General features: G+C 59.3%; 21 protein-coding genes. 17 read left to right on the top strand and 4 right to left on the bottom strand.

The window, feature by feature from the left end; translation table 11 throughout:
* The first annotated feature begins 17 nt into the window (after positions 1-17).
* From SE16_RS00660 to SE16_RS00620, 9 genes are all read left to right on the top strand, one after another.
* Entirely contained in the window at positions 18-1,061 is a 1,044-nt protein-coding gene (locus SE16_RS00660; protein ID WP_054493607.1) for a branched-chain amino acid ABC transporter permease, read from the top strand.
* Positions 1,062-1,117: 56 nt separating this feature from the next.
* The gene (locus SE16_RS00655) at positions 1,118-2,314 is read left to right on the top strand and encodes an ABC transporter substrate-binding protein (RefSeq protein WP_060687075.1); all 1,197 of its coding nucleotides are present in this window, start codon (positions 1,118-1,120) and stop codon (positions 2,312-2,314) included.
* A 77-nt stretch (positions 2,315-2,391) separates the two neighbouring features.
* Complete coding sequence (locus tag SE16_RS00650; protein WP_054493606.1) at positions 2,392-3,192, top strand: ABC transporter ATP-binding protein; 801 nt, start codon at positions 2,392-2,394, stop codon at positions 3,190-3,192.
* Between the two features lie 32 nt (positions 3,193-3,224).
* Positions 3,225-4,469: a phenylacetate--CoA ligase family protein gene (locus tag SE16_RS00645; RefSeq protein ID WP_054493605.1), complete on the top strand. Its 1,245-nt coding sequence runs from the start codon at positions 3,225-3,227 to the stop codon at positions 4,467-4,469.
* A 186-nt stretch (positions 4,470-4,655) separates the two neighbouring features.
* Positions 4,656-5,519, top strand: a complete 864-nt coding sequence (locus SE16_RS00640) for an oxygenase MpaB family protein (protein WP_054493604.1) — start codon at positions 4,656-4,658, stop codon at positions 5,517-5,519.
* 44 nt (positions 5,520-5,563) lie between these two features.
* Complete coding sequence (locus tag SE16_RS00635) at positions 5,564-8,287, top strand: GAF domain-containing protein (RefSeq protein WP_161804494.1); 2,724 nt, start codon at positions 5,564-5,566, stop codon at positions 8,285-8,287.
* A complete protein-coding gene (locus SE16_RS00630) occupies positions 8,284-8,913 on the top strand; it encodes a response regulator (protein WP_054493602.1) in 630 nt (209 codons plus the stop codon). Before SE16_RS00635 ends, SE16_RS00630 begins: the two co-directional genes overlap by 4 nt.
* A 122-nt stretch (positions 8,914-9,035) precedes the next feature.
* The gene (locus tag SE16_RS00625) at positions 9,036-9,431 is read left to right on the top strand and encodes a response regulator (RefSeq protein WP_054493601.1); all 396 of its coding nucleotides are present in this window, start codon (positions 9,036-9,038) and stop codon (positions 9,429-9,431) included.
* Positions 9,432-9,441: 10 nt separating this feature from the next.
* Positions 9,442-12,696, top strand: a complete 3,255-nt coding sequence (locus SE16_RS00620) for a GAF domain-containing protein (protein WP_054493600.1) — start codon at positions 9,442-9,444, stop codon at positions 12,694-12,696.
* A 10-nt stretch (positions 12,697-12,706) separates the two neighbouring features.
* On the opposite strand, the gene SE16_RS00615 is transcribed toward SE16_RS00620, so the two are convergent.
* The 4 genes from SE16_RS00615 to SE16_RS00600 all read right to left on the bottom strand — a co-directional run bounded on the left by SE16_RS00615 (position 12,707) and on the right by SE16_RS00600 (position 15,754).
* Positions 12,707-14,101, bottom strand: a complete 1,395-nt coding sequence (locus tag SE16_RS00615) for a tryptophanase (protein ID WP_060687073.1) — start codon at positions 14,099-14,101, stop codon at positions 12,707-12,709.
* A 64-nt stretch (positions 14,102-14,165) separates the two neighbouring features.
* A complete protein-coding gene (locus SE16_RS00610) occupies positions 14,166-14,504 on the bottom strand; it encodes a hypothetical protein (RefSeq protein WP_054493598.1) in 339 nt (112 codons plus the stop codon).
* Positions 14,505-14,507: 3 nt separating this feature from the next.
* Positions 14,508-15,059: a flavin reductase family protein gene (locus SE16_RS00605; protein ID WP_201782256.1), complete on the bottom strand. Its 552-nt coding sequence runs from the start codon at positions 15,057-15,059 to the stop codon at positions 14,508-14,510.
* A 20-nt stretch (positions 15,060-15,079) separates the two neighbouring features.
* Positions 15,080-15,754 (bottom strand): MBL fold metallo-hydrolase, encoded by a 675-nt coding sequence (locus SE16_RS00600; protein ID WP_161804493.1) that lies wholly within the window; start codon positions 15,752-15,754, stop codon positions 15,080-15,082.
* Positions 15,755-15,934: 180 nt separating this feature from the next.
* Here SE16_RS00600 and SE16_RS00595 point away from each other — a divergent pair, with 180 nt between their 5' ends.
* From SE16_RS00595 to SE16_RS00560, 8 genes are all read left to right on the top strand, one after another.
* Positions 15,935-16,744 (top strand): alpha/beta hydrolase, encoded by an 810-nt coding sequence (locus tag SE16_RS00595; protein ID WP_054493596.1) that lies wholly within the window; start codon positions 15,935-15,937, stop codon positions 16,742-16,744.
* Entirely contained in the window at positions 16,731-17,102 is a 372-nt protein-coding gene (locus SE16_RS00590) for a hypothetical protein (protein ID WP_054493595.1), read from the top strand. The genes SE16_RS00595 and SE16_RS00590 overlap by 14 nt, the downstream gene beginning before the upstream one ends.
* A gap of 112 nt (positions 17,103-17,214) precedes the next feature.
* Positions 17,215-17,640 (top strand): AraC family ligand binding domain-containing protein, encoded by a 426-nt coding sequence (locus SE16_RS00585; RefSeq protein WP_054493594.1) that lies wholly within the window; start codon positions 17,215-17,217, stop codon positions 17,638-17,640.
* 36 nt (positions 17,641-17,676) lie between these two features.
* Entirely contained in the window at positions 17,677-19,074 is a 1,398-nt protein-coding gene (nhaA, locus tag SE16_RS00580; RefSeq protein WP_235472398.1) for a Na+/H+ antiporter NhaA, read from the top strand.
* Positions 19,075-19,088: 14 nt separating this feature from the next.
* Positions 19,089-20,174: a CAF17-like 4Fe-4S cluster assembly/insertion protein YgfZ gene (gene ygfZ, locus SE16_RS00575; protein WP_054493593.1), complete on the top strand. Its 1,086-nt coding sequence runs from the start codon at positions 19,089-19,091 to the stop codon at positions 20,172-20,174.
* Between the two features lie 27 nt (positions 20,175-20,201).
* On the top strand, positions 20,202-20,855 hold the full coding sequence (locus tag SE16_RS00570) for a rhodanese-like domain-containing protein (RefSeq protein WP_054493592.1): 654 nt from the start codon (positions 20,202-20,204) through the stop codon (positions 20,853-20,855).
* A gap of 11 nt (positions 20,856-20,866) precedes the next feature.
* Positions 20,867-21,604 (top strand): DUF4230 domain-containing protein, encoded by a 738-nt coding sequence (locus SE16_RS00565; protein WP_161804492.1) that lies wholly within the window; start codon positions 20,867-20,869, stop codon positions 21,602-21,604.
* Positions 21,605-21,638: 34 nt separating this feature from the next.
* Positions 21,639-23,384: a zinc metalloprotease gene (locus tag SE16_RS00560; protein WP_054493590.1), complete on the top strand. Its 1,746-nt coding sequence runs from the start codon at positions 21,639-21,641 to the stop codon at positions 23,382-23,384.
* Positions 23,385-23,491 lie beyond the last annotated feature (107 nt).

Genomic DNA, 23,491 nt, shown 5'->3' with positions numbered 1-23,491 from the left:
CAAAAACGAGGGAGCCCATGGAATCTGGCGTCTTTTTCACCACCTACGAAGCCGACATGGCGTTGCGGCGCACGCCCGTGCAGAAAATTCGGCTGGCGCTGTTCATCGCCTTTGTGCTTGTCTTCCCATTTTTCGCTTCGCCCTACTGGCTCAACCTGGCGAACCAAATCGCCATCGCCACCATCGGCGCGATTGGGCTGAACATTCTGGTGGGCTACACGGGGCAAATTTCGCTGGGGCAAGGCGCGTTCATGGCTGTGGGCGCTTACAGCGCGGGCTTGCTCACCGCCCGCATGGGCGTGCCCTTCTATCTGAGCATCCCGCTCGCCTGCTTCATCACGGCGCTGGTTGGCGTGGTGTTCGGCATTCCATCGTTGCGCTTGAAAGGGTTGTACCTGGCGATTGCCACGCTGGCGGCGCAAGAAATCGTCGAATGGACGATTACGCACTGGCCCCAACTCACGGGAGGCACCGAAGCCCTGGTTATTCCCTCGCCCATGCTCTTCGGCGTGCGTCTGAACACCGACTTCCGCTTCTACTGGATTCTGGTTTTGGCGGCGGGGTTCACGGCGCTGTTCACCGCCAACCTCTTCCGCACACGGGTGGGGCGCGCGTTCGTCGCCATCCGCGACCAGGATATCGCCGCCGAAGTCATCGGCGTCAACGTCTTCTACTACAAGTTGCTGGCGTTCGCCACATCGTCCTTCTTTGTCGGGTTGGCGGGCGCGCTCACGGCGCACTACCGCACCATCATCTCGTGGGAACGCTTCACGATCGAAACCAGCATCCTCTACCTGGCGATGATCATCATCGGCGGGTTGGGCACCATCAACGGGTCGTTTTTCGGCGCCGCGTTTATGACGCTGTTGCCCGCCATGATTAGCAACCTCAGCCGCGCCCTGCGCGACGTGGCCCCCATCCTGGCGACGTTGTTGCCCGCCGCTCAGCAAGGCATCTTCGGCGCGGTCATCATTCTCTTCCTCGTGCTCGAACCCGAAGGGCTGGCGAAACTCTGGCGCAATATCAAGGATTACTTCTACGTCTGGCCCTTCTCATACTAACGGGGGACAAGAGCGCCTGTGCGCTCTCGGAGTCAACAAATGAAAGGAGGAGAAGTATGTCTCGAAAAGCGCTGGTTGTGCTTCTGCTCGTCGCCCTGATGAGCCTGCTGGCAGCCTGCGGCGGTGGCGGCGGCGGCGAAGCGGGCGGTCCCATCAAGGTGGGGGCGATTTTCGACCTCTCCGGTCCCACATCCGACGTAGGGACACCCTACGCCGAAGGGATTCGCGGCTATGTGGAGTGGTTGAACGCCAACGGCGGCATTGACGGGCGCGAAATTGAACTGGTGTGGGAAGATTACGCCTACGAAGTGCCGCGCGCCGAGCAACTCTACACGCAGTTCGTGCAAGAAGGCGTTGTGGCGTTCCAAGGCTGGGGCACGGGCGACACCGAAGCCCTGCGCGGGAAGATTGCCGAAGACAAACTTCCCTTCATGTCGGCGTCCTATTCGCACGTGCTGGGCGACCCCAACGAAGCGCCCTACAACTTCCTGGTGGGCACATCCTACTCGCACCAATTCTTCATCGTGCTGGATTGGATCAAGGAAGATTGGGCGAGCAAAGGCAACGCCGACGCCCCCAAGGTGGCGTTCATGCACCACCCCAGCCCCTTCGGATTGTCGCCGTGGGAGCAGGGCGGGAAAGAGTACGCCGCCAGCATCGGTATTGAAGCCGAAGCCTACGAAATGCCGCGCGGCGCGCCCGACTTTACGGCCGAATTGAGCCGCATCAAGGATTCGGGGGCGAAGTATGTGGTCTTCCAAACGGTTTCCACCCCCGCCGCCCTCGCCATCAAGAACGCGCGCGGGCTGGGCATGGACGACGTGACCTTCATTTGCTTGAACTGGTGCTCGGATGAAATTTTGGTGAGCCAGGCGGGCGACGCCGCCGAAGGCGTGATTGGGTCGTTCCCCTTCACACCGCCCACAGTGGACGTGCCCGGTTTGAAAGACCCCGCCGACTTCCTGGCAAGCAAGGGGGAATCGCTGGAAGCCAAAGGCGTGCACTACGGGCAAGGCTGGTGGACCATGGCGATTATGACCGAAGGCATCCGCAAGGTAGTTGCCGACGGCAAGGAAGTGACGGGCGAGAACATCAAAGCCGCCCTCGAAACACTCTCGAACTACGACACCGGCGGCGTGACGGTGCCGATTACCTTCACATCCGACGACCACCGCGGCTCGAAAGGTATGCGCCTTTTCATCGTGCGCAACGGGCGCTGGGAGCAGTTGACCGACTTCCTGACGGTGAAGTGAGCAGAAGCAACCACGGCACGGCGGGGTGAACGCCCGCCGTGCCGTTTTTCACGCAAGCAGCACAACAGGGAGCAGCCATGGCGTTTCTGGAACTCAACAACATCGAAGTCGTGTACAATGACGTGATTTTGGTGCTCAAAGGGCTCTCCTTGCAGGTGGAGCAAGGACAAATTGTCGCTTTGCTGGGCGCGAACGGGGCGGGCAAAACCACCACGCTCAAAGCCATTTCGGGGTTGCTCAAACCCGACGACGGCGAGGTCACCGACGGCTCCATCCTGTTCGAGGGTGAACCCATCCACCACCTGCCCGCCGAGGAGATTGTCCGCCGTGGCATTTTCCAGGTCATGGAAGGGCGGCGCGTGTTTGAACACCTGACGGTGGAAGAAAACTTGCTGGCCGGCGCGTACACACGCCGCGACCGCCAAAACATTCGCCCCGACATGGAACGTGTGTACACCTACTTCCCCCGCCTGCGCGAACGCCGCCACCAAACCGCGGGTTATCTGAGCGGCGGTGAACAGCAAATGCTCGCCATTGGGCGGGCGCTCATGGCGCGCCCCAAACTCATGCTGCTGGACGAACCCTCGCTGGGGCTAGCGCCTTTGCTGGTGAAAGAAATTTTTGAGATTATCGTGCGCATCAACCGCGAAGAAGGCACCACCATTCTGCTGGTGGAACAAAACGCCCGGCTGGCGCTCAACGTCGCCCATTACGGCTACATCATGGAAAATGGGCGCATCGTGCTGGAAGGCACGCCGGAAGAATTGAAGAACAACGCCGACGTGAAGGAGTTTTATCTGGGACTGACAGCCGTCGGCGAGCGCAAGTCGTACCGCAATGTGAAACACTACAAGCGCCGTAAACGCTGGTTGCAATAAGACCGTTCGCAACACACAAGGGAGCAGTCGCTATGTCCGAATCGCGTTTCTACCTGCCCCGCTTTGAAGCCATGCCCCCGGAGCAATGGTCCGCCTACCAGGATGACCTGGTACGCCGCACCATCACCTACGCCGCCGCGCATGTGCCCGAAGTGCAACAGCGCCTCGCCGCCGCGGGGCTGCGCGCCGAGGATATCCACGGCGTCGCCGACCTTGCCGCCATTCCCCTGCTCGACAAAGACAACCTGCCCGCCCTGCAAGCCGCCAATCCGCCTTTTGGGGGCATGCTCGCCGTGCCCGTCGAACAGTTGAAGCGCATCTACATGTCCCCCGGACCTATCCTCGACCCCGAAGGCGACCGTCCCGACTACTGGCGCTGGGCGGCTGCATTCTGGGCGGCGGGATTTCGGCGGGGCGATATCGTCATCAACACGTTTGCCTACCACTTCACCCCCGCGGGCGCCATGTTCGACAGTGCACTGCGCGCGCTGGGCTGTGTGGTCGTGCCCACAGGTCCCGGCAACACGGAATGGCAACTTGACGTGCTGGCGCAGACCCAAGCCGTCGGCTACGTGGGCACACCCGACTTCCTCAAAATTCTGCTCGAAAAAGCCGCCGAGCGCGGTATCACAACGGGGCTTCGCCGCGCCTACGTGAGCGCCGCCCCTCTGCCCCCGTCTCTGCGCGCCTGGCTGGCGGAACAAGGCGTTGCCACCTTCCAGGGCTACGGCACCGCCGACGTCGGCGCGATTGGCTACGAATGCGAGGCGCAAGATGGCTGGCACATCGCCCCCGACATCGTCGTCGAGATTGTTGACCCCGAGAGTGGGCAACCGCTGCCAGCCGGCGAAAAAGGCGAAGTGGTTGTCACCCGCGCCGACACCGCCTATCCACTGGTGCGGTTTGCCACGGGCGACCTTTCCGCTTTCCACACCGAACCCTGCACATGTGGACGCACCACGCCGCGCCTAGTGGGGTTTTTGGGGCGCGTCGGCGAAGCGGTCAAAGTACGCGGCATGTTTGTGCGCCCACGCCAAATTGCGCGCGCGCTAGAAGGCTTTCCCGTCGCCCGCTTCCAGGCGGTCATCAGCCGCGCCGAACACCGCGACACGCTCACCGTGCGCGTCGAACCGCACCCCAACGCCACACTCGACACAGACGCCATCGCCGCCACCCTGCGCGAAACGCTCAAACTGCGTGCCGACGTGGTCGTCGTGCCCCACGGGACACTGCACGAGGAAAGCCCGCTGCTGGTGGACGAGCGCACGTGGGAATAAGCACCGCCCCCATTGCAACAGACGCCATCTTGCAGGTGCGACGCATCAGACATGCGTCGCACTTTTGTTATCAAGGTGCGGTTTGAATAATTTTCCGCAAAAGTTGGTACAAACCCACTTTTCTGCAACCCACTTTTTGCGGTACAATAGTCTCAACACGTTGTACACAAACAGGTCTTTCGTCCCATGAAACAAGCCGTTTTTGAAAATCGACTCCAAACCGTTGTTCAGCGTGCCCATCCCGTGCGCGGATTTTTCGGGCCCGAAAGCATCACGTGGCATATCAACCGCGAAAACGTCATCTACCTGAGCGGCATGCGGGCGCTTCTGCTGCAAATTGCGCATCCCGCGGTTGCCGAGGGGGTAGCGCATCATAGCCGCTTCCGCCAGGACCCGTTTGGGCGCGCCATTCGCACGTTCCACACCGTGCACGCCATTGTCTTCGGCACACCCGACGAAGCCCTGCGCGCCGCACGCCGCGCTTTTGCGATTCACGCCCGTGTGCAAGGGCGCGCATTCATCGGCATGGAAGAACGCGCTTTTGTCGCCACCGACGATGATTTGTTGCTGTGGGTGTACGCCACGTTGGTTGATTCAGCCATGCTCGCCTATCGCCTCTTCCTGCCCGACCTGCCGCGCCGCACATGGGAACAAGCCTACGACGAGGGGAAATTGGTCGGCATGCTCTTTGGGCTCTCTCCCGACGCTATTCCCGCCACACTCAGCGATTTCGAGCAGTACATGCATGGAATGCTCTACGGCGCAACCCTGCACGTGACGCCCGCCGCCCGCGAGATTGCCCAAGCGTTGCAAGGCGGCACCTGGTGGTTGCGGCTCATCGCCCCCCTCAATCGCCTGGTCGCCGCCGCCACCTTGCCGAAACACCTGCGCGACGCCTTTGGCTTGCCCTGGTCGCCACAGCGCGAACGGGCATTCCGTCTGTTTGTCGCGACGGTTCGCCGCGCCACGCCGTTCATGCCGCCACACGTGCGCTACGTTCCCGCCGCCCGTCGCGCCTGGAAACGTGTACAAGCAGCAGAGCGCAACTAACCATGCAACCAGGTTTCGCCCGCCCACAAACAATCGCCGCACATGTGCGCAAGGCATTCACGCAGGCATTGCCGCCCGGTTCCCTGAAACGGCGGCTGGCGTTGCTTTCCATCTGGCTGATCCTTCCCTGGGGGCTCAGCACGCTTATTCTGAACACGTTTTTGGAACGGCAAGCCACGCAAGCGGCGCTTTTGCGTCAAGAAAAAAGTGTGTGGCACGTTGCGCAAACATTCCACGCACTGACCACCACTGCCGATTGGCTGACCGCCACCGCCGCCGATTTTGCAGTGCGCGAAAATGGTGATTGCGACGCGCTACGCCCACTGTTGGACTCTCTCCTCGCGAATGCTTCCACCTTCCACAATCTCGCACTCTTTGCCCCCGATGGCCGCCTGCTCTGCACGCTGGCATCGCCGCAACAAACCACCATCAACGCCGCCGATCAAGTCTGGTTTCAACGGGCGGTCGCCAGTGAGACCATGCGTGTGGGAGACATTCAAACAAGCCGCATTACAGGCGAAGAGGTGCTTGTTTTTGGGCGGGCGGTACGCGATGAAGAACAGCGCATTCGCTGGGTTATCGGGCTGGGCGCGCCCCTTGCCGCCCTGCTCCCATTCGACGGCATTCCACCAACGACCAGTATCCTGTTCCACACACCCACGCAACTCATGCACTTCGATGCCGCAGAGCGCCGCTTTACCCCTGCGGAAGAAGCAACATGGGCGAGTGTACTCACCCGCCCCGCAGACGAGACCACCCCCTATCTGGTGACACGCATTCCGCTTGACGCCGAAGCCTCATTGCTCTTCGCTTTTCCACGCGAAGAAGCCTTGCAAAGCGTGCACGGAACGGTAGCCATCGTGAGCATGATCACGCTGTTGGTTTTGCTGGTGATGCTCACGACCCTTTGGAGCAGCATTCACACATGGATCACCATGCCATTGGAACACCTGCATCAAACAGCGCAAGAACTGGCGAAAGGCAACCTCTCCGCCCGCGCTTCCACCCCACTGGGAACCAACGAATTCGACGCCCTCGCCACGACATTCAACAGCATGGCGTCCCAACTCCAAGAACAAATCCAAGCCTACGAAGACGCCATCACCGCCGAACAGAGCGAGCGCACATTCCTCGAAGCGGTTGCGACGCTGCTGCAATACGCGCTACGGGAATACGATTCGCAAACCCTGCTTCAATTCCTCGCCGACCATCTGGGCGCTTTGTTCGACGCCGACGGGTGCTATATCACGCTGTGGGATACCGCGAACAACAAACCTATTCCCACAGCCGCCTATGGTGAATACCGCAACACCTACACCGAGATCCATCCCTCCACCGACAAGCGCACTATCACGCAAAGCGTCCTTGAAGAAGGGCGCCCGCTTGCCATCGAAAATGTCCACGCAAGCCCGTACGTTGCCCCTGAAATTGCGGCGCTTTTTGAAACACAATCGGTGCTTGCGCTCCCACTCATCGGCATGGACGATGAGCCGCTTGGCGCCATGATTATTTCGTATCACACACCACGCACATTCAACGAACGCGATATTGAACGCGCGCAACTCGTTGCCAACCTGTGCGCCCTCATCTTGTACAAAAACCGCCTGCTGGAACACATCTCGGAACAATTGCAAGAACTCCATACCATTCACGCCATTGCCGCTTACGCCCACCCCCTCTACACACTAGAAGAACTGCCCACCTATCTTCTCGAAGAACTCAGCCGGAGCATAACGTTCGATATCGGCATTCTCATCTACGAAACACCTGATGAATCATCGCCCCATGTGAGCATCCACTACAACATCCCTCAGGATGAAAACTATCTCCCCATCGAGTGGCATTTGCGCCAAATTGCACTCGAAACACTGCTCAATCAACAACCCGTTGTGTACGTCTCACCCGCCATCATGGAAGAAACCGAGCGCGGCCAGGTCATTGCCGTTCCCTTTGCGAGTACCACAGGCCTGCTCGGCGCACTTGTGTGCTATGCGCACGCTCCTATTTATGTCAACAAAGACCTGCAACACCTGCAAGGGATTGTTCAACAAATTGCGAACACGCTTGAAAACAACCGCCTCTTTTATTCCGTCCTGCAACAGCAAGACGCCCTGCAAACCCTGGCACGCACCCTTGCCGAAGTGGAAGAACGCGAGCGCCAGACGATTGCCCAAGCCTTGCATGATGAATCCGGTCAGCATCTGGCGGCGCTGAGTATTACACTCAACTTGCTGCGCCACGCCCTTGAGACGAAAGACCAGGAACAGGTTCATGCGTATGTCGAAACCCTGCAACACCAACTGAACACCCTTGCCAACGCGCTACGCAACATCATGGCACTGCTTCAACCCCCCATGCTGGCTGAATTTGGTTTAGCCCACACGCTCAAATGGCTTGCCACCACAACCGAAACGCGCACCGGTATCCCCATCACCTGCTCGGTCAGCGACCTGCCTGACAACATCCCGCTCAGCATCCAGATAGCGCTCTACCGCATCGCCCAAGAAGCCCTCAACAACGCTGTACGCCACGCCGACGCTACCCTCATCACACTCTCACTCCTGTGGGACGCCAAAGATCGCCAATTCGTGCTCTCCATCCGCGACAATGGGCGCGGCTTTGTACCCGAAGACGTCGCCCCCGAGCGCCTTGGATTGACAGGAATGCAAAATCGCGCTATGGCATTGGGCGGGTACGTCAGTATCTCTTCAGCGCCAAACCGCGGAACACTCGTCCGCGCGGTCATTCCATTCGGAGCAACATCATGAGCATTCGCATCACCATTACAGACGACCATGCGATTGTGCGCGAAGGGCTTGCGGCGCTTCTCTCAACACGCACCGATATGGAGATTGTCGGCGAAGCCAGCACGGGACACCAAACGCTTGACCTGGTGCAACGTACGCAACCTGACGTCGCCATCATTGACCTGGCGTTGCCCGACATTGACGGGTTTGAAGTAGTTGAGCATCTCCGCACCCTTGCTCCCCAAACAGCGGTTGTCCTTCTGACCATGCATCGTTCCCGCCAGCATGTACGCCGTGCCTTTGCCTTGGGCGTTTCCGCCTACGTGCTCAAAGAGTCCGCAGGCGCAGACTTGATCGAAGCCGTGCGCGCCGCGCACCAAAAACGCCGCTACATCAGCCCCACACTTGCCGACGTTCTGCTTGAACAAGATGAACCCTCGCCGCTGGAACGCCTCAGCGAGCGCGAGCGCCAAGTGCTGGTGCGTGTTGTTCGGGGCATGAGCAGTGCGGAGATTGCCGAAGAACTACACCTTTCCCCAAAAACAGTGGAAACCTACCGCAGCCGTATCATGGATAAACTTGATATCCACGATATCCCCGGTCTCGTAAAATTCGCCATTCAAGAAGGATTGATTTCCCTCGATTGATTCACCACGTGTCAAGGTTTCCCCACATCACCTGACCAGTTCTCCCCCTACACATGTCTCCCTCCGCCTGCTACAGTTGAACCAGACGACAAAATCGGTTCAACCGCATGTGGAGCATCAAAATGGGAGACAAGGACATCTTCATTCTTGACGACGACCCCGTTTTCATCGCCATGATTGAACGTTGGGTACGCACGATACACCCTACGGTGCGCGTGCGCAGTGCGCTCACACCAGAAGGCGCTCTGGCTATGCTTAAGGCATACCCAACACCGACCCACATTTTGGTTGACTTACATATGCCACAGGCAAATGGTTTGGATGTCGTGCGACAACTTACGCCGCACGCGCCCAAGAGCCGCTTCATTCTCATCACAGCCCTTCCAACCGATGCACTGGAAGAAGCCGCCCGCCAAGCCGGTATCCAGACCATCGTGTCCAAATACCAACTGGTCAACTATCTCGATCAGCTGCTGAAAAATGGAAATGCGAACCCCGGTTTGATGAAGAAACCCTAAGGAGGGCGTCATGTCAGCCCAAACACCAGCATATCACCTGCTTTGTATCAATATCCACACCTGGCGCGACCTCTTGCCGGCGACACACCACACGACATCATCAACCACACAGGAAACACACCCTTTCGACGCGATTCTGTTTGCGCCCACCAACCAAGCCGATTTGGCGCGGCTGCCGCTTTTGCGCGCACTTGCGCCGGTCATCGTCCTCGTCGAACACAAAATGCTCGACATCGCCCTTGCCGCGCTCCAACTCGGCGCATCCGCTTATCTCGTGCGCGAGTACACCACCACAGACCTGCTTGACGCTGTGATCGAACAGGTCGTGCGCCAGGCAGGCACAAGCACCCCTCTCGACCAGGTTCCCGGTATTGTCTGGGCAACCGACGAAAACGGCATCATCACCGCCATTCATGGCGATGCACAAACAATGCTTGGCCAAGACAAACACCGCCTCTTGGGGCAACCGTTCAACACCTTGCTTGAAAATTTGCAAAGCCATGCCACAGAAACGACCAAACCCAAACCGCAATGGCAACAAGTTGTGCAAACGTTTTTCGTCGAAGGTAAAGACACCGTCCTGGAACTCTATTACCATCCGCATCAAAAAACGAGCGCCCCTCACGGCGGCGCGGGCTTCCTGATTGACGCCACCCCAGCCCGTGAACACAAACAAGCCCTCAACCGCAAATATCAGGAGCTGAGCCTGCTCCAGCACATCATGGACAAAAGCTATACCCTGGACAGCATCCCCGTCTTGCTGGAAACAATCTGCACCGAGCTGGCGCAGGTGTTGCACGTGCCCCAAGCCGCCGCCGCCCTGCTCGACCGCCACAAACAAGAGTTGCGTGTGGTCGCCGAATACCGCGAGCCGGGGCGTCCATCGGGGTTGGGGGCGGTCATTCCACTGGAAGAGAACGAAGCCACGCGCTATGTGCTTGAACATCAACGCCCACTTGCCATCAAAGACGCCCAAAACGACCCCCGCACGCGCGGCACACACCATCTTATGCGCTATCGCGGCACCGTCTCTCTGCTCATCGTACCGCTCATTGCCCACGGGCAAACTCTCGGCACCATCGGGCTGGATAGCCTGAAAGAGCGCGAATTTACCGAAGATGAAATCCATCTCGTCATGCGCATTGCCCGCGCCACAGCGCAAGCCATCGAAAACGCGCAACTCTACGAAGCGGAACGCCACGCCCGCATGCGCGCCGAACGTTTGCAACACGCCACCAGCCAGTTTACACAACAACAGACCATCGAAGACGTGGCGAACGTGCTCATCGAGAACCTGGCTATGCTTCTCGAAACGCCGCGCATCAGCCTCTGGCTTTGGTCTGGTGGACGCCCACGACGCTTGCACACCCTCAACGCGGAGCATCATTCGCTGAGCGAAGAACTCATCGAAGAGATTCAGGCACGCTTTGCGGAATCCGCAAGCCCGTTCAGCATCGAAACAGAGAGGAATCCCCGCTGGCGCTCGCTCCTCGCCAACGACGCCAATACGCTCTTGCTCCTCCCCTTGCGGACGAAAGAAAGCGTATTCGGAAGCGTCCTTGTCGAAACCGAGTGTGTGCCTGACCCCGAAACCAGAGCCTTGCTCACAGCCATCACGCAACAAGCGGCGCTCGCCTTTCAAACAACCCAAAGCTATGAACAAACACGCCTGTGGGCGGAAAAAACGCAAGAGCTCGCGCGCATCTCGCTGGATTTGCGCAACGCCAACACCCAAGACGACCTTGCCAACCGGCTCTTGCCCCACTTGATGAGTTTCGCCAACGCCGAAGCCGCCTCACTCCTGCTGTTCGACCCGGTCCGCCGCATCTATCGCACAGCGTATGCGCTCGGCAAATGGGAGCATCTTCGCGGGTGGGAATTACCGGAACATTTCGGCGCGAATGCACACGTCATCGCCACTGGGCAACCGTTTGTCTCCGACGATATTACACAAAGCACCATTTTCAAAGCGGTGGAACGCATGAATGGGTGCCACGCCGTGATCGGGTTGCCGCTGCGCCTCGCCGACCGTGTACTGGGTACCGTCTGGCTCGGACGTACAAGCCCGTTCGACACCGCCATTCTGCCGCATCTCAGCACCCTTGCCGAGCTCGCCGCCCTTGCACTCGACCGCGCCGCCCTCCATCAGGAAACGCAAACCCGTTTGCGCCGCCTGGCGACTTTGCACGACATTGACACAACCATCAACGCCAGTGTGGACATTCGGCTCACATTCGACCTGGTGCTGGGGTACTTGTTGGATGAGCTCGCCATGGACGCCGCTGTCACCATGCGCCTGGTCAACACGATGAACGAACTCACCCCCATTGCCGCACGCGGATTCCGCTACGCGGACGCCATTCGCCATGTACGCATTGGAGAAGGGCTTGCCGGGCGGGTTGCCATGGAACGGCGCAGGCTGGTACTCAACAATCTGACCGAATCGGGCATCAGCATGCACTCCGAATTTATCCACAAAGAGCGCTTCCAAACATTCATCGGGATTCCGTTGATTGCGAAAGGACGGCTCAAAGGGGTGTTGGAGATTTTCGCGCGGTACGTCTTCAATCCATCAGAAGAATGGCTCGCGTTCGTTGAAACCATCGCCGCCCGCCTGGCGCTGGCGCTGGACAATTTTGAGCTCTTCGATGAGCTCCAACGCTCGAATACCGAGCTCCGCCTGGCCTATGACGCCACGATTGAAGGGTGGTCGCGGGCGCTGGAACTGCGCGACATCGAAACCAAAGGGCACGCCGACCGGGTGACAAAGCTCACCATGCAACTGGTGCAACAAATGAATATCCCCGTCGAGGAGTGGGTTCACATTCGCCGCGGCGCTCTGTTGCACGACATCGGCAAGCTTGGTATCCCCGACAGCATCCTCTTCAAACCAGGTCCCTTGACGGATGAAGAATGGGAGATTATGCGCAAACATCCGGTGTACGCCTATGAAATGCTTTCAAGCATCAGCTATCTGCGTCCGGCGCTCGATATTCCTTACTATCACCACGAAAAGTGGGACGGTACGGGCTACCCACGCGGGCTCAAAGGCAAAGAAATCCCACTCCCCGCCCGTATCTTCGCCGTGGTGGATGTGTACGACGCACTCACATCCGATCGCCCATACCGCCCCGCCTGGTCGCATGAAAAAGCGCTCGCGTACATTCGCGCGGAAAGTGGTCGCCACTTCGACCCCATGGTGGTGCAAGCCTTCGACCACCTCATGCGCACATTGCATCAAGGCAAAAAACGGGGCGACAGCTAACGCGTCGCCCCTATGGCATCAGCACTGCTTCTTCCACCGGTTCAAAGCGTGCCGTGAAATGGCGCAAGAGCCGCGGCGCAAAGGTCATGCGCAAGCCGCGCACACGTTCGGGTTGCGCCGCCAGCCGCCCCAGGGCGTCAACCACATAATCAAGGTGGCTTTGCGTGTACACACGGCGCGGCAACGCCAGCCGCACCAACTCCAACGCCGGGTAAACCATCTCCCCCGTTTCGGGGTCTTCGTGCGCAAACATGACTGAACCGATTTCCACACCGCGCACCCCTGCTTCCAGGTAGAGCGCCACCGCCAACGCTTGCGCCGGAAAGTGGGCTTGGGGAATGTGCGGGAGCAACCGCCGCGCATCCACATAGACGGCATGCCCACCGGGCGGTTGAACAATGGGCACGTTGGCCGCCTGCAACTGCTCCGCCAGATACCGAACCTGCCCTGTCCGATACGCGAGATAGGCTTCATCCAGCGCCTCGTACAACCCCACCGCCATGGCGTCCAGGTCGCGCCCCGCCAAGCCCCCATAGGTGGGGAATCCTTCGCGCAAAATCAATTCCTGCTGTGCGCGTTCGTACAACGCTTCATCATTCATCGCCAAAAAGCCGCCAATGTTGACAATCGCGTCTTTTTTGGCGCTCATCGTTGCGCCGTCAGCCAGCGCGAACATTTCACGTGCAATCTCAATGGGTGCTTTGTCGGCATAGCCCGGTTCGCGCTGTTTGATGAACCAGGCGTTTTCGGCAAACCGACACGCATCAATGAAAAAGGGAATGCCATATTCGTGATACACGGCGGCCACTTCGCGCAGGTTCTGCATCGAAACCGGCTGACCACCGCCCGCATTGTTGGTGATGGTGATCATGCCAAAGGGGATACGCTCAACGCCGGTCTCTTCAATGAAGCGCCGCAGCTTGTCCACATCCATGTTGCCCTTGAAGGGGTGTGTGGACTGCGGGTCGCGGGCTGCATCAATCACCAGGTTCACCGGTTCAGCGCCGCGCGCGCGAATGTTGCCTTCGGTGGTATCAAAATGCATGTTCGAGGGGATTTTGTCGCCCGGCTTGACGAGCAACTGACAGAGGATATGTTCAGCGGCGCGCCCCTGGTGTGTCGGTACGAAGAAGCGAAAGCCGAAAATATCGCGAATGGCGTCGCGCAAACGGTAGAACGAACGCGCCCCGGCATACGACTCGTCGCCCTGCATCAACGCCGCCCATTGCGCCTGGCTCATCGCGCCGGTGCCTGAATCGGTCAACAAGTCAATGAAAACCTCATCAGAGCGCAACCCAAACAGGTTGTACCCTGCGCGTTGTAGCGCCGCCAGGCGCTCTTCACGCGGCAACAGTCGAATCGGCTCGACCATCTTGATACGAAACGGTTCGGGAAGGTAGTGCATATGTGCCTCCTTTGCCACACGTGGCACGCCATCGTGCCAGCATTCTCCGGTTGTCAACACGCTTTTACGGCAACTCAAACCGCAAGACGGAGACCGAGCCGTCCACAGCGTCAAAACGGACTTCGCGCACAGCGGCGCGGTCGGCGGTCAATTCCAGCGAGATGGTGCGCACGGCGTCAATCCGGTAGGTGATGGGGGATTCAGCCAAGCCCGCGACAATTTCCACATCAATGCGGTCTTGTGCGGCGGCAACCCGTAACGTATTCAGCGGCGTTTGCCACAACACAACCTCAGCAATGCCCTGCGGAGCATCCTTTACGCGCAACACCACCGGAATGCGTTGTTGCCGCCGCGTGATGGATTGCAACACAGACGCCCACTGCGCAGGCGGTATGCGTATCATGCTTCACTCCGTCTCATCGTCGCTGGTCTTTTTCGGCCACGGACTTGACCCCCGCTGCTCCACCGGTCCCAAATGCGCCCAACGACGGTTGAAGTAGAGCAACGGCTCGCGCGTCCCGTCATTGAGCACCGCGCCATCAACAACCTCGCCCACAAAAATCGTGTGGTCACCGCCATCATACGTCGCCCAGAGGCGGCAATCCACCCACGCCAGCGCCTCATCAAACACCGGCGCGCCGGTTGTCGCCGTTTGGTACGCGATACCCTCGAAACGATCTTCCACGCCCGGCACCATGCCGGCAAAGCGTTCCGCCAACTCGCGCTGCGATAACGCCAGGATATTCACCGCAAAAATACCGCTCTTCTGAATCATCTCATGCGTGCGCAAAGGCTTGGCAATACAGACCAACACCAGCATCGGGTCGAGCGAGACGCTGGAAAACGCATTGGCGGTCATGCCATGCACGTCGTCACCATCCCGCGTGGTGACAATCGTCACCCCCGTGGCAAATTGGCTCATGGCGCGCTTGAACATTTCAACATCGAAAGACATCATCTGCTCCCTTTTGGTTGGTTTTATTCTTTGGCCATCAATGCACGAATGTAGGGGTTGAAACGCCGTTCATCCGCCATTGTTGTGGCGGGTCCATGCCCCGGCAAGAGCACCGTCTCATCAGGAAGGGGCAAAATGACGCGGCGGATACTGCGCATCAATGTGTTGAAATCAGCACCGGGCAAATCATAGCGCCCAATGCTGCCTGCAAACACAACATCACCCGTAAAGCAGACCCCCTCGCCGATGAACACACACCCATTGGGGCTGTGCCCCGGCGTTTCATACACCGTCAGCGTCAATCCGGGCGGGGCGATGTTTTGCCCTTCGCGAATGGTCGCATCCACCGTGGGCGCCGGTCCCGGGTCGAAGCCCAGCCACTCCTGCGCGATATGGGGCGCACGCGCGACCAACGCTTCTTCACCATGCGGCACCCAAAACGGGATACCAAATTCGGCTTTGAGTGCAGGCACGCCCAACACGTGATCGAAGTGGCAATGCGTGTTGACGATACGCAGAGGATTCCAGCCGTTGGCGCGGATCGTTGCGATAATGCGATCCGCATCACCGCCTGGGTCAATGATGATGGCGTCGCCCGTCGCTTCATTCACCACAATGTAGCAATTGACTTGCAGCGGACCAACAACCAGCGTTTCAATGTGCATGATACTGTTCCCCCACATGCTTCGCACGAACATCAAAATGGGCTGGCTTTGAGTTTGCCCAAAAGGCAATCTTCCGTCAAACAAGGCTGGTTGGGGCATACTGAACACAATTTGAGGAACACCACAAGCGCCCACCCCCGTCTCGCCTGCTTGTCTTTCCTTCAAAGCAAAGTAAGATGCTTACGAGACATCAACAGAAAGGCGCACGAGCCTATGGACCTCCATCATTTTTCCGAACATGAGCAAATGGAAGCACTTTTGAACCAGTACATTTTTTATCCTGAAAAAACGCTGTGGCGCACGCCCGCAGACATCGGCTTACCCTATGAAACCATCTGGTTGCGCACCGAAGACGGCGTGCGCATTCACGGCTGGCTCATCCCACACATTGACGCGCCAGCCACTATTCTCTTTTTCCACGGCAACGCCGGCACAATTGCCGACCGTCTGGATAACGCTCGCCTGTTGTATGAAGCCGGCTGGCAAATTTTCTTGCTGGATTACCGCGGTTTTGGCCGCAGTGAAGGCACGCCAAGCGAACAAGGCACCTACCGCGACGCCCGCGCAGTGTGGGAATGGGCGCGCACGGAGTTGCGGGGGCATCTGGTGCTCTTTGGGCGCTCCTTGGGGGGCGCCGTCGCCATCTGGCTTGCCGCCCAAGAAGACGTGACGCCAACCGCGCTCATCGTCGAAAATACATTCACCCGTGGGCGTGATATCGCCAAACAGGTGCTTCCCATTCCAGGGGTGGCGCACCTTTTACCCGATTTTTACCCCAGCATTGACCGCATCAAGCGTATCACATGCCCCAAACTCATCATCCACGGGGAAGAAGACGAACTCATACCGGTCGAGCACGGCCGCCGCCTCTACGAAGCCGCTCCGCCGCCCAAAGATCTCTACCTTGTACCGGGTGGACACCACAATGATACCTGGCTGGTTGGCGGCCAAGCCTACCTTGACCGGCTCTCATCGTTCATCAACTCAGCCATTGGCGAGGAGTCGTCGCATGAACACGCGTGAACTACTGCAAAAACGGCTCGAAACATTGCGCACACTCACACAAGGGGGGCTGTTGCGCCGGGGAACAGGCAACCAACACGCCGACCTGCAACATTCCCTGCAAGCCCAATGGGCGACCGAAGCCCGCCTCATTCGGCGCGTTCTCGCCGCCGACGGCGACCCCGTCGAAACGCTCATCGAATGGCGCACGCGCACCGAACAGTTCCACGACCGCTACCCCGAACGCGACGGCTGGACTGACCGCCAGGGTGAGACGTGGAACGTCGCGCTGGTGCTGCAAGCCATTGACAACCTGCTGGAACATATCGAAAACTGGCACACCGACCCCGATGAAACGTTTGACGAAGATTTGGCGTAACGTTGTGGGCAAAATGTGCTATACTTGTTGTTCAACACGCTTGCACATGGCGTGAAACAGAGCCCAGCGCAGCCCAACCAACAAGCCAAAAGCAACACGAGGGGGAACACCCATGAAACGCTCACTGCACGAGCAAGAACCCATCACCAACAGCGACGGCCATCACATCGTCGAATTGATTGGGCTGGCAAGCACCAACACATCCCGCTACAGTGTGGCGCACATCACAGCGCCAGCCGGCACGCATGGACAACCGCGCACCAACCGCTTCGACGAACTGCTCATCGTCAAAGCGGGGCGCGGCGTCATCGAAATGGCCTTCAACCAGTACGACATCGCGCCGGATGACGTGGTACTCATTCCGGCGGGCACACGCTACGCCATTCACGCCGCCCCCGAAAGCGACCTGGTGGTGTGGGCGGTCTGCATCCCCGCGTATCGCCCCGAATGGAGCCAGGTCGGCGAAGCCAAAATGAACTGGCGCGACTATCAAGTGCCGCGTGGTGTCAACCGTCTGCGCCCATCCGATGAAGAATAACGCGCACAACACGAAAAGAGGAGGAAAATCCCAACAATGAAGCCGCACTTTCAATTTGATGACGAAGCCAACGCCGCCATGCAATCGAACATTTCGCCCCGCCTTACATCCATTGTGCGGGCGTTTCAAGATTTTGCGCACCAGGAAGCCTCGGGCGGTATTGTTGTGCTCGCGGCAACCATCGTAGCGCTCATATGGGCAAATATTTCACCCGAAACATACGAGGAACTCTGGCACCATCTCAAAGTCGGCATTACCTGGGGTGAGCACGCCCTCAAAATGTCGCTCGGGCACTGGATCAACGACGGTTTGATGGCGATTTTCTTCTTCGTTGTGGGGCTGGAAATCAAGCGCGAAGTTACCGTGGGTGAACTGCGCTCCATCAAGCGCGTCACGTTCCCCATTGCCGCCGCTATCGGCGGCATGGTGGTGCCCGCGCTCATCTACGTGGCCTTCAACTGGGGCGAACCCACTCTCAGCGGGTGGGGTATTCCCATGGCAACCGATATTGCCTTTGCGCTGGGCGTGCTGGCGCTGTTGGGGTCGCGTATTCCCACCTCGCTCAAAATCTTCCTGACGACACTGGCAATCGCCGACGATATGGGCGCGGTGCTCATCATCGCCCTCTTCTACACCAGCGACCTTTCGGTGACGTGGCTCCTGCTTGGGCTTGCCGCCATTGGCGTGGCCTTCCTGCTGAACCGTCTGCGTTTCTATCGTTCATTGGTCTATCTCGTGTTGGGCATCATCGCCTGGTACGGGTTCCTGCAATCCGGCGTCCACGCCACCATTGCGGGTGTGCTCATGGCGTTCACCATTCCCGTGCGCCGCTTCCTCGACCGCCGCACGTTCCTCAACAACGCCCGGCGCATTCTGGCGGAAATGGAAGACGCCATCGAAAACGATGACCTCTTCCGCTCGGGGATTGACACGCTCGAAACGCTGAGCGAAAACGCCCAATCGCCCTTGCGCCGCCTCGAAACAAATCTGCACCCGGTGGTTGCGTTCTTCATCGTGCCCATCTTCGCACTGGCGAACGCGGGCGTGCACATCGAAGGTGGGTTTGGCGATATTCTGGGCAGCCCGCTCTTCCTCGGCATTGTGCTGGGGTTGGCGTTGGGCAAGCCGGTTGGCATCTTCCTGGGCGCATACCTCAGCAGCCTGCTCAAACTGGGGCAAAAACCCGACACTGTCTCGTGGGCGCACATTTTAGGCGCCGGCATGCTCGGCGGGATTGGTTTCACCGTGGCGCTCTTCATCGCCACGTTGGGCTTGCCTGAATCGGCGTTGCCGGTGGCAAAACTTTCCATTCTCACGGCTTCATTCCTGGCCGGGGTTGCCGGTGTCATCTGGTTGCTCATCACCAGCCGACCAGAACAAGCGCCCGTCCTGAGTGCTGAAGAGGAAGAATACCAAGCGGTGGGCGAATCATAAACGGGAGGCTGACCATGGCGCACGAAATGGAACATGTGCACAACGCCCTTGGGGCAAACTGGATCGAACAGCAGGGGCGGCTGGTTCCCAACGAATACGGCAACACCGCCGAAGCGGTACGCGCCGCCGAAGAGCGCGTTGTCCTGTGCGACCGCAGCCACTGGGGGCGTTTGCGCCTCTTGGGGCGCGACCACCTCACCTTTCTGCACAACTACACCACCGCCGATTTCAAGCGCGCCCAGCCCGGCGACGCCATCGAAGCCGTTGCCCTCACCGCCACCGCCCGCCTGATTGACCTGCTGACGGTGCTGGTTTCCGAAGATGAAAGCCTGCTCATCACATCGCCCGAACGGCGCGCCATCTTGCCGAACTGGTTTCGGCGCTTCATCTTCTTTGGCACCGATTTGAAAATTGAAGACATCACCGACCAAACCGCATTGTTCACCCTGGCGGGACCGCAAAGCGCCGCCGTGCTGGAACATCTCCACACCCCCATTCCCGAAACCGGGCGCTTTGTCAACGCCACTATCGCCGACGTCCCCGTCAAACTCGCCGCGGGGAGTGGGTTGGCGCTGCCCGGCTTCACCATTGTGGCGCCCCAAGCGCACGCCGCCGCCCTCTTTGAAGCCCTTTTCCACGCCGGGCAATCGTTCGGTATCGAACCGATGGGCGCCGAAGCCTGGGAGATTCTGCGTGTCCTGCATGGTCGCCCCGCCGCCGACCATGAAATCACCGAAGACTACAACCCACTGGAAGCCGGCTTGTGGGACGCTATCAGTTTCAACAAGGGGTGCTACATCGGGCAAGAAGTCGTGGCGCGGCTGGACACCTACGCCAAAATCAAGCAGCACCTCATGCGCCTGCGGCTGTCCGCCCCCGCCCCCGTCGGAAGCCCTCTCATCGCCGAAGAGCGCGAGGTCGGGCGGCTAACAAGCCTCGTCGAAACGCCAGACGGCGCCATCATTGGGCTGGGCTACGTTCGGCGTGATTGGGCGACGCCGGGCACCAAAGTGGCGGTGCAACATGGCGACACGCTTATCGAAGCCGTACTGGAAGAGCCGCGCTACGTGCGCCGTGAGCGCCCCCCCGAACTTCCCTAGACAACCAATCATCAGGAGAGGTGGTTTATGAGCGAGGCACCCAAAGCCCTCAACGCCGAAATTTTGCTGAACTACCAGCGGCAAGGCACGATACTGGTGGATTTGCGTTCCAGCGCTGAATTTGTCGAAGCGCACATTCCAGGCGCTATCAACATTCCGGCAACCGACGCCTCGGCTTTTCCCATGATGATGGTGCTGTTGCACCCGCATGCGCCGGTCGCCTTCGTTCACGATGACGCCGTCGAAGCCGAAGAAATTGCCCAAGCGGTACACAAAATGCGCCGCAATCCGGTGGTTGGCTGGCTCGACACACCATTACGCCGCTGGAATCATCCTGAAATCGCCCTTGAACCATTCCCCACCCTCGAACTCTACGAATTTATTGAGGTTGTGCGTACCCAGCGCGAAGATGAAGCCGACACCATCTCCATTCTCGACGTGCGCGAAGAGGCCGAAGCCCGCCTGAGCGGTATCGTGCTCGGCTCGCGGCTCATTCCTCTGCGCGAACTGCACCAGCGCATTGGCGAACTTCCCGCCCATGCGCACCATATCACCGTCTGCATGTCGGGGGAACGCGCCGTCACAGGCGCGAGCATGTTGCGCGCCCACAATCTCGACGCCGCCGCGCTCTATCCGGGGGGCGTGCCCCATCTCCCGTTTGACTTGCGTGAAGCGATTTGACTGTGTGAGGCGTGATTGTGGAACACACACCTGCTTCCACACCAGAACCGAACCGTAGCGGCTGTTGGCGCATTGCCGGAACAATCGCGCTTGTGCTTCTTGGCGCTGCCCTCTTCACAGCCGCGCTCACGTTCTACGGCTTCTACCGCCAGGGAGAAGCCTTTGTGCAAAAAGTGGAAACGCTCTTTGCCCAACCCACCCCCACGCCCCAGATTGACGTGCGCGCCGTCATCGTCAAGCAAGTACGCAACGCCAGCGAGTTGACAACCGCGATTTACAGCATGGAAACCATCGTCGCCCAATCACAGGCGCGCGAACTGCTGGGCGTCCAGGTGGGGGAAACCAAGATGATATACGTTGCCTATGGGGAAGTGCGCGCCGGCGTTGATCTGAGCGAGATTGACGTCAACGATGTGCGGGTCATCAGCGATACGGTCATCATTCGCCTGCCGCCCCCCAAACTGCTGGATGCGAAAATTGACGTGGAACGCTCTTACGTGTACGACTTCGACAAAAGCCTTTTCGGCCCTGTGGACCCCGCTATGCAAAGCCGCGCCGAACAACTGGCGCTCGCCAAAATTCGCCGCGCCGCCTGCGAAAACGCTATTCTGGAAGAAGCCAACAACCGCGCCGCCATTGCCGTGCGTGCTCTCCTGGAAGCGGCTTCCTTCCGCAACGTCGAGGTAGTGACCACACCACCAGCACCATCAACCTGCCCAAAGGATGAAGAAGGCGTATCCTCGCCTTGAAATGCGCAGCAAGTGCAATAAAAAGGAGAGAAACATGCGGCGTTTTGTGCTTTTATTCGGTGTATTGGCTTTCCTGTTGGTGGTGGGAACCTCGACGGCGACGCCCACAGCCTGCCCACCGGACTGCGGCGTCTTCTTGCCCCTCATCAAACGTGACCCAACACCGCTTGCCATTACAGCCGGCTTTGAAATCACCCAGGGGGTCCAGCAACCAGACACCAGCGTCCAGTTGGTCGCCAACCGCCCCACATACGCCCGCGTCACCATCACCAGCGCGACATCCCACACCAATGTGGAAGCCTACCTACATGCGTCGCGCAACGGGCAGGAACTCGCGACGTCTCCCATCGCCGCCATCAACAACCCACGCACCCTCAAAAGCAGTGCGAACCGCTCCGCGCTCAACGACACGTTCAACTTTGCCCTGCCCAACGATTGGCTTTCGGGTACACTCACGCTCTGGGTGACGGCTGACAACGGCACAACGTACTTTGCCACCAGCCAGACAACAACGGTTTCGTTCACCAGTGTGCCCACGCTCAACGTGCGCGTAGTTCCCGTGCAATACCAGTGCCAGGGTGGCGGAACAATCACGCCCACTGCGCCCTTCGATTATCTCATCGAATACACGCGCAAAGTCTATCCCGTCCCCAACATCACGCTGCAAACACGCGCCACGCCGCTCACGTACAGCGGCCCCTGCACCAACGGCAAACCAGACCCTACACAAACCGACTGGGTCTATCTCCTCTATGACATTACAGACGCCTGGTTGGCGGACGGCGCGCCCAACGAGTATTACTACGCCCTGCTGGATGTGGAATGTAGCGGTGGCTGTATCGCCGGGCTGGGCTGGATTGGCGGCTATAAAGCGGCGGTTGGTTGGACGGGGTGGAACGCCAATCACGACGGGGCGAGCGAAACCCACGCCCACGAAGTGGGGCACAACCACGGTCGCAAGCATGCCCCCGGTTGCGGCGCAGCAGATCCCGACCCCGCCTACCCGTACACGGACGGGAACGGCAAATCTCCTATCGGGAACAGCGGCGCGCAAAATTACGGCTTCGACGTGTACGGGTCGCAAACCATCTACCCCTACACGCAATACTACGACATCATGGGGTACTGCGACCCGACCTGGATTTCGGATTACACCTACGAAGCCATCTTGACCTATGCGCAACAAAACAATCTGCTGCGTATCACCCACCCCGAAAACGTCATGTTCGTCTCGGGCATGCTGGGCGAAAATGATACCAGCGCCACACTGCGCCCGGCGTTTACCCTGGAAACCGCCAACCTGCCGCACGCAACCGGCCCCTACACGCTCGACCTGCTCGACGCCGGCGGGCGTCTGCTGGCTTCCTACACCTTCGCACCGGTTCACGCCGCCCTGGACCCCGTGGGCGACGCCGAGGGCGGGGACATTCGCGGTTTCGCGCTCACCATTCCCGCGCACCCCAAAGCCGATGCGATTCGTATCCGCAAAGGGAGCGAGGTGCTTGCCGAGCGCCACGGCGGCGCCGCCGCCCCCCAATTTGTTGAAAACGCCCTGACCGCCACCACCAACACCCTGCGCTGGGCGGTAAGCGACACCGACGGCGACGACCTTGTCTATCTGGTGCGCTACTCGCCCGACGGCGGAAAAACCTGGCAAGCACTCGCCATCAACCAGACCGCCACTGAATTGGCGCGCACAACGCCGCTTGCTCCTGGGTTGTACGAAATCCTTGCCAGCGACGGCGTCCACACAAGCCGCCTACGCACCGAGATACCGTAAACACACAGCCACACCCGACAAAGACCTGTCAGGGGCAAGTCCCTGGCAGGTCTCTTTTTGGGGACTTTGTTCTTCTGCCATCTTTTCATACACTACGCACACCAACC

The organism is Ardenticatena maritima (genome assembly GCF_001306175.1).
GTDB classification, from domain to species: domain Bacteria; phylum Chloroflexota; class Anaerolineae; order Ardenticatenales; family Ardenticatenaceae; genus Ardenticatena; species Ardenticatena maritima.
This window is presented reverse-complemented; position numbering and strand designations above follow the sequence as displayed.

What these genes read in the sequence shown, in the direction of transcription:
- SE16_RS00660 (WP_054493607.1), top strand. Translation starts at nt 18, where the DNA reads ATGGAATCTGGCGTCTTTTTCACCACCTACGAAGCCGACATGGCGTTG.
- SE16_RS00655 (WP_060687075.1), top strand. Translation starts at nt 1,118, where the DNA reads ATGTCTCGAAAAGCGCTGGTTGTGCTTCTGCTCGTCGCCCTGATGAGC.
- SE16_RS00650 (WP_054493606.1), top strand. Translation starts at nt 2,392, where the DNA reads ATGGCGTTTCTGGAACTCAACAACATCGAAGTCGTGTACAATGACGTG.
- SE16_RS00645 (WP_054493605.1), top strand. Translation starts at nt 3,225, where the DNA reads ATGTCCGAATCGCGTTTCTACCTGCCCCGCTTTGAAGCCATGCCCCCG.
- SE16_RS00640 (WP_054493604.1), top strand. Translation starts at nt 4,656, where the DNA reads ATGAAACAAGCCGTTTTTGAAAATCGACTCCAAACCGTTGTTCAGCGT.
- SE16_RS00630 (WP_054493602.1), top strand. Translation starts at nt 8,284, where the DNA reads ATGAGCATTCGCATCACCATTACAGACGACCATGCGATTGTGCGCGAA.
- SE16_RS00625 (WP_054493601.1), top strand. Translation starts at nt 9,036, where the DNA reads ATGGGAGACAAGGACATCTTCATTCTTGACGACGACCCCGTTTTCATC.
- SE16_RS00620 (WP_054493600.1), top strand. Translation starts at nt 9,442, where the DNA reads ATGTCAGCCCAAACACCAGCATATCACCTGCTTTGTATCAATATCCAC.
- SE16_RS00615 (WP_060687073.1), bottom strand. Translation starts at nt 14,101, where the DNA reads ATGCACTACCTTCCCGAACCGTTTCGTATCAAGATGGTCGAGCCGATT.
- SE16_RS00610 (WP_054493598.1), bottom strand. Translation starts at nt 14,504, where the DNA reads ATGATACGCATACCGCCTGCGCAGTGGGCGTCTGTGTTGCAATCCATC.
- SE16_RS00605 (WP_201782256.1), bottom strand. Translation starts at nt 15,059, where the DNA reads ATGATGTCTTTCGATGTTGAAATGTTCAAGCGCGCCATGAGCCAATTT.
- SE16_RS00600 (WP_161804493.1), bottom strand. Translation starts at nt 15,754, where the DNA reads ATGTTCGTGCGAAGCATGTGGGGGAACAGTATCATGCACATTGAAACG.
- SE16_RS00595 (WP_054493596.1), top strand. Translation starts at nt 15,935, where the DNA reads ATGGACCTCCATCATTTTTCCGAACATGAGCAAATGGAAGCACTTTTG.
- SE16_RS00590 (WP_054493595.1), top strand. Translation starts at nt 16,731, where the DNA reads ATGAACACGCGTGAACTACTGCAAAAACGGCTCGAAACATTGCGCACA.
- SE16_RS00585 (WP_054493594.1), top strand. Translation starts at nt 17,215, where the DNA reads ATGAAACGCTCACTGCACGAGCAAGAACCCATCACCAACAGCGACGGC.
- nhaA (WP_235472398.1), top strand. Translation starts at nt 17,677, where the DNA reads ATGAAGCCGCACTTTCAATTTGATGACGAAGCCAACGCCGCCATGCAA.
- ygfZ (WP_054493593.1), top strand. Translation starts at nt 19,089, where the DNA reads ATGGCGCACGAAATGGAACATGTGCACAACGCCCTTGGGGCAAACTGG.
- SE16_RS00570 (WP_054493592.1), top strand. Translation starts at nt 20,202, where the DNA reads ATGAGCGAGGCACCCAAAGCCCTCAACGCCGAAATTTTGCTGAACTAC.
- SE16_RS00560 (WP_054493590.1), top strand. Translation starts at nt 21,639, where the DNA reads ATGCGGCGTTTTGTGCTTTTATTCGGTGTATTGGCTTTCCTGTTGGTG.